This is a genomic window from Streptomyces sp. NPDC036822, from assembly GCF_055609145.1.
On record NZ_JBVJPY010000009.1, the window covers coordinates 122,616 to 135,667 of the forward strand.

Consider the following 13,052-nt stretch of genomic DNA (forward strand, 5'->3'; position numbering starts at 1 on the left):
GGCCGCGCCCGCGTCGTCGCCTGCCCGGGCTCAGAGCCAGCCGTTGCGCCGGAAGCTGCGGTGGAGGAGGAAGCACGCCACCGCCATCGCGCCCACGACGAGCGGGTAGCCGTAGGTCCACCTCAGTTCGGGCATGTGCTCGAAGTTCATGCCGTACACACCGCACACCATCGTGGGAACGGCGATGATGGCCGCCCATGCCGTGATCTTGCGCATGTCCTCGTTCTGCGCGACGGTCACCTGGGCGAGGTGGGCCTGGAGGATGGAGTCCAGGAGCGCGTCGAACGACGTGATCTGCTCGGTGATCCGGGACAGGTGGTCGGCGACGTCGCGGAAGTACGGCTGGATGTCCGGGCCCACGAGCGGCAGGGGGCATGCGGCCAGGGTCTGGAGCGGGCGGTCCAGGGGGGTCACGGCCCGCTTGAGTTCGAGGAGTTCGCGCTTCAGCTGGTAGACGCGGCCGGCGTCGCCGCGGGATGCCTGTTCGCTGAAGACGGCGGTCTCGACGGCGTCGATGTCGTTCTGTACGGCGTCGGCCACGGCCAGGTAGTCGTCCACCACATGGTCGGCTATGGCGTAGAGGACCGCCGCGGGCCCCTTGGCGAGCTGGTCGGGGTCGGCTTCCAGGGCCTCCCTGAGGGGACCGAGCGAACCGTGCCGCCCGTGCCGGACGGTGATGACGAAGTCGGCGCCGGTGAAGACCATCAGCTCTCCGGTGTCCACGACCTCGCTGGTGGCGGTGAGCTCGTCGTGCTCGACGTACCGCACCGTCTTGAACACGGCGAAGAGCGTGTCGTCGTAGCGTTCGAGCTTGGGCCGCTGATGGGCGTGGACCGCGTCCTCGACGGCCAGCGGATGCAGGCCGAACAGCTCGGCGAGTCCGGCGAACTCGTCCACGGACGGCTCGTGGAGGCCGATCCAGACGAATCCGTCGCCCGATTCGCGGACGCGCCGCACCGCCTCGTCGGCGGGACAGGCCCCCTTCTGCCGTGCGCCGTCCTCGTACACCACACAGTTGACCACCGCGCTGCCCAGCGGTGAGCGCGCGGGGTGGCTCAGGTCGACGGTCCGCCGGTAGGCACGACGGACGGTGCGCCGGAGGTTGTGGATGAGCGACACGGTGGACTCCTCGGAACGATCGGCGGCCAGTGTGCCATCGAACGGCGGCCTGCCACGTGCCCGCCTACCCCGATCCGGCAAGATCGGCAGGGCGCCCCCTAGACTCCCGCCCATGGACACCGCGCCCGCCGCCGTCATCGAGGATCTGGCGCCCACCGGGGTTTTGCGCACCTCGATCAACCTGGGCAATCCGGTCCTCGCGCAGGGCACCCCCGAGGCGCCGAGCGGTGTCACCGTCGACCTCGCCCGGGAGATCGCGGCCCGGCTGGACGTGCCGGTGGAACTGCTCTGCTTCGACGCGGCGCGCAGGTCGTACGAGGCGATGGCGTCGGGCCGCGCCGACCTCTGCTTCCTCGCCGTCGAACCGGCGCGGGAGGCCGCGGTCGCGTTCACCGCGCCGTACGTCGTGATCGAGGGCGTGTTCGCCGTCCCCCGCGACTCCCCTCTGGTGACGGTCGAGGACGTCGACCGGCCCGGTGTGCGCATCGGTGTGAAGCACGGTTCGGCCTACGACCTGTTCCTCGGCCGCACGCTGCGGCACGCGAGCGTCGTCCGCGGGAAGGACGGGGTGGACGCGTTCCGCGCGGAGAGCCTGGAGGTGGCGGCCGGCATCCGGCAGCCGATGACGGAGTTCGTCGCGGCGAACCCCGACGTCCGGCTGATCGACGGCCGTTTCATGCGCATCCGGCAGGCGGTGGGCACACCCGTGACCCGGCGGCCCGAGACCGTGCGGTTCCTGCGAGAGCTCGTGGAGGAGCTGAAGCGCGACGGGTTCGTGGCCGACTCCCTCCGGCGCGCGCACCAGTCCGAGACACTCGTCGCGCCTCCGCTCGACTGACGGCCGCCGACGGGCTTCAGGGGGGCGCCGGCGGCGAGCGGCCGTAGCGGGCCGGGAAAGGCACGGTGCGGGGCGGGGCGGCCAACGAGGCGCCTGGAGCGGCCGGGGCGGGGCGGCCAACGAGGGGCGTGGACAAGGGCGATGACCACCGTCCGGCCGCCGCTCGGGCCTGACAAATGTCATGCCCTTCTCCTTCACGAGATCGTGCCGACGGAGGAGGCCGGGCTCGCGACCGGACCCGAGGATGGTGATCGGCGCACACCTCGTGCGCCGCACCGACCGAACGGGGAGCGTTCATGACCTTGGCCCACACCGACACCCGCCCCTTACAGCGCCGTTCCCGCGCCCGCGTGGCCGCCGTGGCCCCCCTCGCCGCACTGGCCCTCTCCCTGGGCGTGCTGCCCGCGCACGCGTCGGGCGCCGGCGCCGCCCCGGCGTCGGACGTCACGGCCCAGGGCGCCGCGGCCACCGTTCCGCGCCCCGCACTGGACCGCGAGGCGCTGCGCGCGTCGCTGGACGCCTTCCACAAGGCCGGGATGTACGGCGCCTACACGGAGGTCCGCGACGGCCCGGCCCGGTGGAACGGCGCGACCGGCTTCGCCGACGTGGACACCGAACGGCCCATGCGGCCCGGCTACGAGCACCGGATCGGCAGCATCACCAAGACCTTCACCGCCGTCGCCGTCCTGCAGCAGGTCGCCGCCGGGCGCGTCGACCTGGACGCTCCGATCGGCCGTTATCTGCCCGACCTCGTCCCGGGCGAACGGGGCGCCCAGGTCACCGTGCGGATGCTGCTCAACCACACCAGCGGGATCGCCGACTACGCCCTGCCGGCCTTCCCCGGACTGCTGGAGGACCCCGGCAAGACCCTCGACGACAACCGCTTCCGGCACGTCCCCCCGGAGGAACTGGTCCGCCTCGGCCTCGCGGCGCCGCCCGTCGTGGAGCGGGGGACCTACGCGTACGCCAACACCAACTACGTCCTCGCCGGACTCCTCCTGAAGCGGGTCACGGGCCAGGAGCCCGAGGCGTACGTCACGCGCCACGTCATCCGCGCGGCCGGGCTGCGTCACACGTACTTCCCCCGCTCCCCGTACATCCGGGGGCCGCACGCCAGGATGTACGAGTCGATGTTCGGCCTCATCGACCCGGCGCGCGACTACAGCGTGTACGACATGTCGTGGGCCGGTACCGCCGGGGCCATGGTCTCCACGATGAGCGACCTGAACGACTTCTACCGCAAGCTGCTCGGCGGCGAGCTGCTCGGTCCGGCCGAGCTGCGCGCGATGAAGACGACGGTCCCCACTTACGAACCGGAGCCGGGTCAGGAGGTGCTGATGCGGTACGGCCTGGGCATCTACACCCTGCAGCTGCCCAACGGCGGGTGGTACTGGGGCCATGACGGTGGTGTCTTCGGCGCGGGGACGTGGGCCCTGTCCACGGAGGACGGCCGCCGGCAGATGGCCATCGGCTACAACCTGATGAAGTACGGCCGCTTCGACGCCGAGGGCCGTCCGCTGCCCGATCCCATCGGGGACGCGCTGTACCGGTACGTGGACGGTGCCCTCGCGGCCCCCACCGGGCCCGCCGCGTCGGCGCGGCGTCCGGCGCCGCACGCGCCGGGTGCGCTTCCGCTGGTCGACGGCCTGCTCACGCCGGACGAGCTGCGCGAGGGGCTCACGGGCGCGCGCTGACCGTCGCGGACCCGGGCCGGGCGGGCCGACGGCGGGTGAACGGACCGTCGGCCCGCCGGGTCGGGAGCGCCCGGCTCCCGAGGGTTCGACCCGTCCTACGGCCGGGTGTTCCAGCCCGCGACGACCGGCACCGAGTGTTCCCGGGACAGCCGGCTCACCGTGCCGGTCTCCAGGAGGAAGAGCCGTCCTTCGGCGGGCGGCAGGCCCAGGTACCGGGCGGTGAGCACGCGCAGGAAGTGGGCGTGGGCGACCAGGACGACGTCCTGTCCCGAGGCGTCGACCGCCTCGGCCGCCCGCTCCAGTACCCGGTCCGCGCGTGCCCCCACCTGCTCGGCGTTCTCACCCGGATGGTCGGGCGGGCCGTCGGGCACGCCGTCGGTCCAGAGCGACCAGCCGGGGCGGGTCCGCAGGATGTCGGGCGTGGTCAGCCCTTCGTACGCGCCGTAGTCCCACTCGGACAGGTCGGGATCGGCGACGGCCGGGGTGAGTCCGGCGAGTTCGGCGGTGTGCACCGCCCGGCGCAGGGTGCTGGTCAGGACGCGGGCGAAGGAGCGGCCGGCGAAGAACGGGGCGAGCGTGGCGGCCTGGTGTTCGCCCCGGGGGGTGAGGGGGATGTCCGTGCGCCCGGTGTGGCGGCCGGATCCGCTCCACGCGGTCTCACCGTGGCGCACCAGCAGAAGATCGCCCATGACGGCATGGCCTCCTCGGATCCCTCGACACGGCCGGTGAGCACATCCTGCGGTCGCGGGTGCCGGGGCGTGACGCCGACACGCCCCGGCCGGGACAGCGGCCTGGGGATCGTGCATCATCCGTGCATGTTGCTGAGCCATGACGGCGCCGAGCCGACCGTGCACCCGTCCGCCTACGTCGCACCGACCGCCACGCTCTGCGGGGACGTCCGCGTGGGGCCCGGCTGCCGGGTGCTGTTCGGTGCGGTGCTCACCGCCGAGGGCGGACCCGTGGAACTCGACGAGGGCTGCATCGTGATGGAGAACGCCGTCCTGCGGGGAACGCCCCGGGACCCCGTGCGCCTGGGCCGTCACGTCCTGGTGGGGCCGGGAGCCTGTCTGACCGGGTGCGCGGTCGAGGACGACGTGTTCCTGGCGTCCGGGACTCGGGTGTTCAACGGGGCCAGGATCGGCGCGGGCGCCGAGGTGCGGATCAACGGCGTGGTCCACCTGCGGACCGTGCTCGCCGCCGGGGCGACCGTGCCGATCGGCTGGGTGGCGGTCGGCGACCCGGCACGCGTCCTGCCGCCGGAGCGGCACGACGAGATCTGGGCGGTCCAACGGGAGCTCGACTTCCCCGGCTACGTCTTCGGCCTGGAGCGTCCCGCCGACGGCTCCGGTCTCATGCCGGCCGTCTCCGAACGCTACGGCCGCGCGCTGGGCCGCCACCGCGACGACCGTGTGCTGTGACGGCCGCACTCCTGTCCGCCGATCCCGCCGAGCCCCGCGGGGCCTTCGCGCGTACGAGTGACGGCACCGGCCGGGGACGGCCCCGCCTCCCGGACGAGGGGGGCCGCTTCGCGCCGGCGGCTAGGTGTATCGATCACGAGCGTTGTCGACACTCGTGTCGGTGCCGTCGGCGGACGGTGCTTCTCCTGCCCGAAGGGCCGCCGCCCTTCGGCGCGGGTCATATGCCGGTCCGACGCCTTCGACCAGCAGCAGGTCCCCGTCGATGTGGTCGGCCCGCAGGTGCTGGATCTCCTGGTATGCGGATGACCGGTACCAGGCGCGTGCGACGGCCAGGTCGGCGAACTCGATCAGGACCATGCTGCCGGACCAGGTCCCTTCCACCACCTCGGCGGGCGGACCGTGGACGATGAAGCGGCCGCAGAACGGGTCAAGGGTGGCCTGGATGCGTTCCAGGTACTCCAGGATGTCGGGGTGGTGGCGCCGCTCGCGCAGATGCGCGAAGCCGTAAGCGGGCATATCGGGTTCCTCTGCCGGTCGGTCCGTGTCCCCGTGCGGGACGACGCGGTGAACGTAGCCACCGGGCGCATCCGGTGGCCATGACCCCCGAGGTAATCGATCTCGGTCGGGGTGTCCGGTCAGGGTGGGGGCATCGGGGCGGCACGGGGTCGTCGTGAAGAAGACGCAGCGGGGTGGGTGGATGTTCACACATAGGCGCAGGGCGCGGGGGATCTCGTGGGTGGCTGCCGCAGTGGCGGTGGCCGTCTCGGCCACGGCCTGGCCCGGCGCAGTGGCGGCGGAGGCCTCGGGGACGGACTGCCCGGAGGCGCGGGCCGGCATCGAGCGGCTCGAAGGACGTATCACGCCCAACGTCTGCGCCTTCCTGCAGCGGCAACTCGCCTTCGGCGCGATGCCGACAGGCGAACCGCCGCTGCCCGGGGACAAGGCGCTGCAGCATCCCCGGGTCGCGGCCTACCTCGACATCTTCGACCCGGCCGCGACCCTCTGGGAAGCGGGCGGCCCTCCCAAGAGCGATCACCGCGTCATCGGCGCCGCCATCGGCGGCTCCCTGAACATGGTCCCCGACCTGCACTACACCGGCACCGACGTCGTAGCCGACGGCGGGGTGGTGATGTTCGGCCAGTGGAACACGGCCACCGTCAAGGGCCACAAGGTCGCCTACCCGCAGATCGCACGCAATGTCCTGGGCGATGACGGCAAGACCATCCAGGCCCGTCGCTACTACGACCGTCACGTGCTGGTACGCGACACGCTGCCCGACGCTCCCAGGGGCCTGTTCGACGGCATCGCGGACAGCGGCGGGCCCCCCGCCGGCGGCCGGGGCCGCGCGAGCGTGACGGCGGCCGCGCTGCCGGAGCGCCTGGCCGCCTGGAACACGGGGAACACCGATGCACTGCTGCGCCGGATGAGCGGCGCGCGGCTGGCCGGGCCGGGGCTGGCCGAGCCCCTGGCGACGCAGGCCGGCAAGCGGGACTACCTCCGACGCCTCTTCGACAGGGCCGATCTCGAACTCAAGGCCGGCCAGGTCGGGTTCGGCAGGACCACCACCTACGTCGAGTGGTACGGCACGGTCACCAGGAAGCAGTCGGCCGACGTCGGGGAGAAGGGCGTCGCCGTTCCGTTCGGGATCGTGGAGCGCTTCGGGCCCGACGGTGCCTGGGAGTTGTACTTCGACACGCTTCCGGTCCTGGCCGACCCGGAGACCATCAGCGGGCTCTTCGCGCGGCTGACCACCCCGTAGCCCATCATCCAGAGGGGCCGGCACGTGTCAGGGGTGCCCATATCTCCCTGTGAGCTCGCCTGATGTCGGCGTACGGACTTCTCCCCGGTTGCGTACGGACGAACGGGCTGGGGAGACCCGTACGCCGACATCTCCGACAACGCCGGCGGTATCCACCTGCTCTCGAACATCACCGAAGGCCATCCCCGCGTCACGAAGGCGTCAGTCGACACCGGCTACCGCACCAAGGTCATCGATCACGGCGCCCGTCTCGGCATCGACGTCGAATTCACTCGCCGCGACCCCGCCCAGAAGGGCTTCACGGTGATCCCGCGGCAGCTGCCTCGTTCGGCCCAGATGCAGCCGTGTTGACGCGCGTGCCGGTTGACCGCGGGGCAGTGTGGGGAGCGGAGTCCGCCCGGGAGTCCTTCGCACGTCGACCGGGCGGACCACTCTTGTGCAGGTGCTGATCGGCCCTCGCCGGACCGGGCCCACCGGTGATGTCACCGGATCGGCTCTGCGCGGCCAAGACGGCACTTCGCCGCCTGGCCAGGCCCTGTCAAGCCCTTAGTGGTGGGCTCCGTACATCCTTCGGGGGTTGACGTGAGGTCAGGCGGAGGCGGCTTGGAGGAGGGCTTCGGCTACGGCGGTGCGGGCGTAGAGGACGGAGCGGCCGGCTCGGTGGGCACTGACCAGGCCTGCGTGGCGCAGCGCGGTGAGGTATTGGGATACCCCTGCGGGGGAGAGTCCGGTGCGGTGGGCCAGCTGTGTGGTGGAGTCCGGGATCTCCAACTCGGTGAGTAGCAGGGTCCGCGAGCGGCCCAGTACGGCGGAGAGGGTGTCGGTCCGGGTTGCGGAGCGCGGCTTCCACAGTGTGCCGATGCCGCGTGCCGGATAGGCGAGTTGGGGTGGGTCCGGGAGTGTCGTTCGGGTGCGTAGTCCCGGTCCGGTGAACGCCGACGGGATCAGCAGCAGTCCTGTTCCTGCCGTCGTGCGGGTCAGCGGCTGCTTTCGGCGGGTCATCCGCAGCACGTTGCCGTCCCAGCTCAGCGACGTGTGCAGGTCGCTGAGGAGGTGGCCGGTGCCATGCTCGGCGGCCATGCGGGCCCGGTAGAGGATGTCCGCGTCCAGGACCGCCCGGATTCGTGCCCAGTAGGGGGCGAGTGCCAGCTCCCAGTACGTTTCGAGCTCTTCTGCGACCTTGGGCAGGAGGCCTTGTGGGTCGTTGTGCAGGGCTCGTAGCCGGGGGCCGAGGTTGCCCTGGTGGCGGGCCAGGTGGTCGAGGTCCTGGCGTACCCGGTCGGTGGGCGATGCCCGGATCGCGTCCCGCTCTGCCGCCGGAGTGGGGGCCGGCCCGGCGGGGGCCGGGTTGAGGAAGTCGGGGACGTAGCCGCCGGTGGGCGGGATCAGCTCGCAGAGCCAGCCCCGGTCCAGCCCGGCGGTCAACATGCGCGGGCGCACCTGGTCGGCCCAGGGCCGGTGAACCGGATGCGTAGTGCCGGACCTCAGCAGCCGAAAGCTGGGAGCGACCTCCCACATCGGTGAGACGGCGAACCGCACCTGCGCCAGATCGCTCGTCGAGAACGCCAACTCCGCCAGGACAACCACTCTCCAATGGATTCAGGCATGTATGAATCAATGGCATGCCAGCCTACCGTGCGGAGATCATCCCGCCATGACCTCACAGATGATCACCGCGGCGGCATCGGGCACCTGGAAGCTCGGCGACCTGACGGTCAACAGGGTCGGTTTCGGCGCGATGCGCCTGCCGCAGCACGGCGAGGCGTTCGCCGCCGATGCCGTCCCGCGCGACCGCGACCAGGCGATCAGCGTGCTGCGCCGGGCGGTCGAGCTCGGCGTGAACCACATCGACACCGCCGCGTTCTACTTCTCATCGCTGCGCTCGGCCAACGAGCTGATCAACCAGGCGCTGGCCCCCTACCCGGACGACCTCGTCATCACCACCAAGGTCGGACCGGGCCGTGACCCCTCAGGCCAGTGGCTGCCGCATGCCACCCCCGAGCAGCTGCGCGGCCAGGTCGAGGAGAACCTGCGCCAGCTCGGCCGCGACCACCTCGACGTGGTGAACCTGCGCATCGTCGGCACCGACTCCATCGCCGAACGCTTCGGCGCACTCGCCGAACTGCGCAAGGCCGGACTCATCCGGCACCTCGGCCTGTCCAACGTCCGCCCCCACCACCTCGCCGAGGCCCAGGGCATCGCGCCGGTGGTCTGCGTCCAGAACATGTACGGCATCGGTGTTTCCCCCGAACGGAAGGAACTCCTGAACCTCTGCGGTGAACAGCGCATCGCGTTCGTGCCGTTCTACTCGATCGCCGGCACCGGGCGCACCGCCGGCGCGACCACCGACCACAGTGAGGAGGTGCACGCCATCGCCCGCGCCCACGGTGTGAGCGCAGCCCAGGTCCGGCTGGCGTGGACCCTGCACCAGGGCTCCCACGTCCTGGCCATCCCCGGCACCGGCGACCTCGACCACCTCGCCCAAAACGTCGCTGTCGGCTCCCTGCGACTGTCGGACGAAGAACTGGCCTCCTTGGACCCCCTCCACCACGAGACGGCATGCGCTCGTGGAGTGGGTCGCCATGCTGGTTGTCACCGGTGAGAGGGTGACCGGCGCTGCAAGCTCCGTCCGTCCCCGCGCGCGATGGTGACACTGGTGTACGTACGAGAGCACACCACTCCGGCGAAGATCGCCGCCGGGTTCGGCACCAGCGAGTCCACCGCCCACGCCTACACCCGCGCGGTCGTCGACCTGCTCACCGAACGAGCACCGGGCATGATCAAGGCGCTGCGCGAGCACGATCCTCACTTCGTCCTGCTCGACGGCACCCTCGCCGAGTGCGACCGGGTCGGCGACGGCCGGGCCGCCTACTCCCACGAACACCGGCGCCACGGCGTGAACGTGCAGTCGTCACCGGCCCCCGCGGCCGGCTGCTGTGGCTCTCGCCCACCCTGCCGGGCCGCCTACACGACCTGACCGCCGCGCGCACCCACCAGACCATCCGGATCTGCGAGCGCCAGGGCGTTCCCGTCCTGGCCGGTCTCGCCTACCAAGGCGCAGGACCGGCGCTGACGACCGGCATCAAACGCAAGCCACCGCAGGAACTCACACCCACCGAAGAGACCCTCAGCCGGGCCCTGGCCGCATCACGAGCGCCCGCTGAACGCGGTGTCGCGAGCGTGAAGCCCTGGCGGATCTTCCGCAGGTCCGGTGCAGCACCAACCGCATGACGTCAATCGTCAAGGCCATCCTCACGCTGGAGCGGCCGTGCTGAAGGAACTCATTGAGCGCTTCGTCCGGCGATAACCGCCACATGAAGCGCCCACGCGGAACCGAAACTCCTGGGGTCAGTCCTGATCTTGGGCGTACTGAGCCGCGTACCAACTGGAGTCGATGGCGGGGTTGCGCAGCGCCCCCCAAAACCGCTCGTCAGGTATCGGTGGCAGTGGCGGATTGCCCAAGTCCGCATGCAGATCCGCACGCCAGTCGAGAGTGAAGTGACTCCGGGTCTCAGCGCTCTCGCACACGCATCTGTACGGGGACCCCCAGATCCCGAGGGCTATCTTCTCCGCGGCCCACCTGCGCGTGCGGTCTCGGCCGGTGTCGGCCTGCGCGAACACCGCGCGGAGTCGCAAGGCGAGCGGGCCGGTCTGGTCAGGCTGCGGCAGGGCCGCACCGCGCTCCCACGCGTCCAGGGCTGCCTTGACCTCCGGGTAGTTGTTCAGGCCGGTTTCGACCGCCAGCCTGCGCACCTGCCTCTGCGCGGCCTCGACCACCCGCTCATGCGGCAGGGTCGCGATCAGTGCGCCGAGTTCCTCATGGCCGTCCAGGTGGCTCACGTGGAGGAGGTCGGTAGGACTGTGGGACAGGTCCAGCTCCGGCAGTTGCTCATCCGGTCCGGGAAGGGGCTCGTCGGTACTGCACTGCGGCCTGGCAGGCAGAGGCGCCTCCCAGAACAGCCGGCCGTTGAAGGTGACGACACCAGCGTCCTGGCCGCGCTCAAGCGTATCGGCCAGTTCGGCCAGATACTCACCCAGCGAGTCGGCCTCTCCGAAACTGGTGCCGGTCTCGTCGAAGAACCGCCCGATCGCACCGAAGGAGTCCCGCCCGGTACGGCAATCCATCAGAAGACCGTCCGACGTCACGTCATAGGAACCGAACTTCACGTAGTCGTGAAGCCAGTAGCCCTCGGTCTCCCCGTCGAGGCCCTGGTCGATGCCGCGCATGAACCCGGTGTCCCCGAGGATTCCGCTCACTCCGAGCAGCCGGTCGCCCGTGCTGAACCGGAAAGCCTCAGGTCCCTCCAGCGCCCCGTTGTGCCGCAGGAGTGAAGCAACCAGGTCCGGAGGAAAGGCGACCCCCAGTTCCCGTTGCGCTGCCGCGATCTCCTCGTCTCCTGCGGGCGGCCGAAGCGTGGCAAACGTGCGGGGCGCGTGCTCGCGCAGCCACGCGTCGATGCGAATCCATGAATCCTGGACCAGGTCTGATGTCATAGAGCGGACCTTAAAGCCAGCGGCTGACAACTGAACGGAGGGACGTCCCCTCCCGGGACCGCATCCGGAGGATGCGTGGGCGGATCGGCGCACCGTTCGAGCTCCGCGTCCACGTCACCACCCCCAGACGGACACCGGTGTCGGTGGGCCGTCCTTCCCCAGCCTGTAGGCCGCAGGCGCCGGCCTCGTCGTCCGGCGGCCGAGGATCCCGGCCGCCGGTTTGCCCGGAGTCGGAAACTTGGGTTCGTATCACTGCCGAGGCTGCCCCTCGTGGCCTCCCCAGGAGTGCGATCTATCTGCGGGTAGTGCTCGGGCCAGGACGATGAGCGCGATCTTCCCCGGCGACAGGATCCGCGGAGCGTTCCTCGGCGAGTGCTCGCTCACCTGGGCCGGCTCCCTTACCCGCGCTCTTCGCAGGTTCATCCGAGGGCGCGTGCGTGGGCTCCCACTGGACCTACCGGGCGTCGCGCCGCCGACGCGCACGCTCGAACTCGGCGACGTCCGACATCCAGGGGCCGTGCTGTTCGAGTGCGGCGTAGCCGCCGCGGACGAAGGCGCTCACCAGTGTCCGGTACCCGCCGATCCCGTCGACCAGGCTGTACTCGACCCGGTACTCCGGATCCGACCTGCCTTCACCCTCGCGCAACGTCATGATCCGGGCGATGGAGTCCGCGTAGAAGTGGAGCTGGATCCCTTCGCCCATCTCCTCGTCCTCGATGGTGAACACCTCGTTGTCCGCGGCAGAGCGATTGCCGACGAACTCCCAGAACTCCGCGGCGGCGGTGCGGGGACTGTCCCGTAGCCACTTCTTCTCGACGCCCTTGTCGTCGGTGAACGACAGGACTGTCTTCCTCGCGCTCCCGCCGAGGTCGGCGCGGTGGCCGGCAGCCTCCTCGTCATCCTCCATGGGTGCGCTCCTGGAGCGGTTCGCGGCCTCGGAGCACATCAGGAAGCTCACGGTACGCACCGCGTCGTCGACGAGCCCGGTGTGTGCGCGGCGCACGGCCGCGTCTACGGTCGTCTCCAACCGGTCCCAGTCGCGCTTGTCCGTGGCGCGATTTCCCCGTCGCGGATCGCGGCCGATCCGCATCCCGGCACACGCCTGCTCCGCGGTGGCGATCACCCGCATGACCTCGGGCAGCAGCGCGGGGGCGACGGCATCGGGCATCCGTCTCGGAACCGTCGCGCCGTGCAGGTACTGGCCCGTGTACCTCAGAATCGCGGCGTCGAGCGGACCGAGTACGCTCCCGCGCTCGGCGCGACGGCGGTCCGCGTGGTACTCCTGAGCCCGTTTCCCGTCGGGCGTCTCTGTCGCCGCGCGCATCGCCGCGCATACCCGGCCGCGCTCGAGCAGATCGATGTCGGCCCCGTGGGCGATGAGCCGACCCCTGTCCCACCGGATGCGCTGGAAGAGCGCGTCGACGTCCGCCGGCGTGGCGAGGAGGATCGGGTCCAGGAGCGCGACGGCGGCGTTCTCGTCGAGCCGACCTCGGGTTCCGGCGGCATCGCACAGCGGAAGGACCGCACTCCACAGCAGCAGGTGCCTGGCCAGGTCCTCCCGGATCACCGCAAGATGGGCTTCGCTGATCGAGAACGTGAACGTACGAGGCTCGTGGTTGGCGTCGGCCCCGGCACCGAGCGTCAGCTTCAGCTCGCCGTCCTCGCGGATCACGTTCGGGATCCAGCCGCTCGCTCGCGTGAAAACGATGTCGCTCATGCACTCAGTCTTT

General features: G+C 70.9%; 10 protein-coding genes and 3 pseudogenes. 7 read left to right on the top strand and 6 right to left on the bottom strand.

What is annotated here, in order from left to right; genetic code table 11:
• Positions 1 to 30: 30 nt before the first annotated feature.
• Entirely contained in the window at positions 31 to 1,119 is a 1,089-nt protein-coding gene (locus ACZ68P_RS21515; protein ID WP_471008436.1) for a magnesium and cobalt transport protein CorA, read from the bottom strand.
• Positions 1,120 to 1,231: 112 nt separating this feature from the next.
• Here ACZ68P_RS21515 and ACZ68P_RS21520 point away from each other — a divergent pair, with 112 nt between their 5' ends.
• A complete protein-coding gene (locus ACZ68P_RS21520) occupies positions 1,232 to 1,957 on the top strand; it encodes a transporter substrate-binding domain-containing protein (RefSeq protein WP_471008439.1) in 726 nt (241 codons plus the stop codon).
• A 296-nt stretch (positions 1,958 to 2,253) separates the two neighbouring features.
• Positions 2,254 to 3,651, top strand: coding sequence for a serine hydrolase domain-containing protein (locus tag ACZ68P_RS21525; RefSeq protein WP_471008441.1), 1,398 nt, complete (start codon positions 2,254 to 2,256; stop codon positions 3,649 to 3,651).
• Between the two features lie 95 nt (positions 3,652 to 3,746).
• Here ACZ68P_RS21525 and ACZ68P_RS21530 read toward each other — a convergent pair whose 3' ends face one another.
• Positions 3,747 to 4,340 (bottom strand): histidine phosphatase family protein, encoded by a 594-nt coding sequence (locus ACZ68P_RS21530; protein WP_471008444.1) that lies wholly within the window; start codon positions 4,338 to 4,340, stop codon positions 3,747 to 3,749.
• Positions 4,341 to 4,466: 126 nt separating this feature from the next.
• On the opposite strand from ACZ68P_RS21530, the gene ACZ68P_RS21535 reads away from it, so the two are divergent.
• Positions 4,467 to 5,069 (top strand): gamma carbonic anhydrase family protein, encoded by a 603-nt coding sequence (locus ACZ68P_RS21535; protein ID WP_471008447.1) that lies wholly within the window; start codon positions 4,467 to 4,469, stop codon positions 5,067 to 5,069.
• Between the two features lie 120 nt (positions 5,070 to 5,189).
• On the opposite strand, the gene ACZ68P_RS21540 is transcribed toward ACZ68P_RS21535, so the two are convergent.
• A complete protein-coding gene (locus tag ACZ68P_RS21540) occupies positions 5,190 to 5,585 on the bottom strand; it encodes a DUF1330 domain-containing protein (protein WP_471008450.1) in 396 nt (131 codons plus the stop codon).
• Between the two features lie 220 nt (positions 5,586 to 5,805).
• Here ACZ68P_RS21540 and ACZ68P_RS21545 point away from each other — a divergent pair, with 220 nt between their 5' ends.
• Both ACZ68P_RS21545 and ACZ68P_RS21550 read left to right on the top strand, forming a co-directional pair.
• Positions 5,806 to 6,828, top strand: a complete 1,023-nt coding sequence (locus tag ACZ68P_RS21545; RefSeq protein ID WP_471008452.1) for a hypothetical protein — start codon at positions 5,806 to 5,808, stop codon at positions 6,826 to 6,828.
• Positions 6,829 to 6,951: 123 nt separating this feature from the next.
• Positions 6,952 to 7,146: pseudogene (locus ACZ68P_RS21550) on the top strand (IS5 family transposase); the annotation flags it as partial.
• 270 nt (positions 7,147 to 7,416) lie between these two features.
• Here the strand turns inward: ACZ68P_RS21550 and ACZ68P_RS21555 are convergent.
• Entirely contained in the window at positions 7,417 to 8,256 is an 840-nt protein-coding gene (locus ACZ68P_RS21555) for an ArsR/SmtB family transcription factor (RefSeq protein WP_471008454.1), read from the bottom strand.
• A 226-nt stretch (positions 8,257 to 8,482) separates the two neighbouring features.
• Between ACZ68P_RS21555 and ACZ68P_RS21560 the strand changes: the two are divergent.
• Positions 8,483 to 9,388, top strand: a pseudogene (locus ACZ68P_RS21560) (aldo/keto reductase); the annotation flags it as partial.
• 22 nt (positions 9,389 to 9,410) lie between these two features.
• Positions 9,411 to 10,103 (top strand): annotated as a pseudogene (locus ACZ68P_RS21565) (transposase).
• Positions 10,104 to 10,176: 73 nt separating this feature from the next.
• On the opposite strand, the gene ACZ68P_RS21570 reads toward ACZ68P_RS21565, so the two are convergent.
• Positions 10,177 to 11,322 carry an SMI1/KNR4 family protein gene (locus tag ACZ68P_RS21570; protein ID WP_471008456.1) on the bottom strand — a complete coding sequence of 382 codons (1,146 nt, stop codon included), beginning with the start codon at positions 11,320 to 11,322 and terminating at the stop codon, positions 10,177 to 10,179.
• Between the two features lie 454 nt (positions 11,323 to 11,776).
• Positions 11,777 to 13,039, bottom strand: coding sequence for a DUF6357 family protein (locus ACZ68P_RS21575; RefSeq protein WP_471008457.1), 1,263 nt, complete (start codon positions 13,037 to 13,039; stop codon positions 11,777 to 11,779).
• Between the last annotated feature and the right edge of the window lie 13 nt (positions 13,040 to 13,052).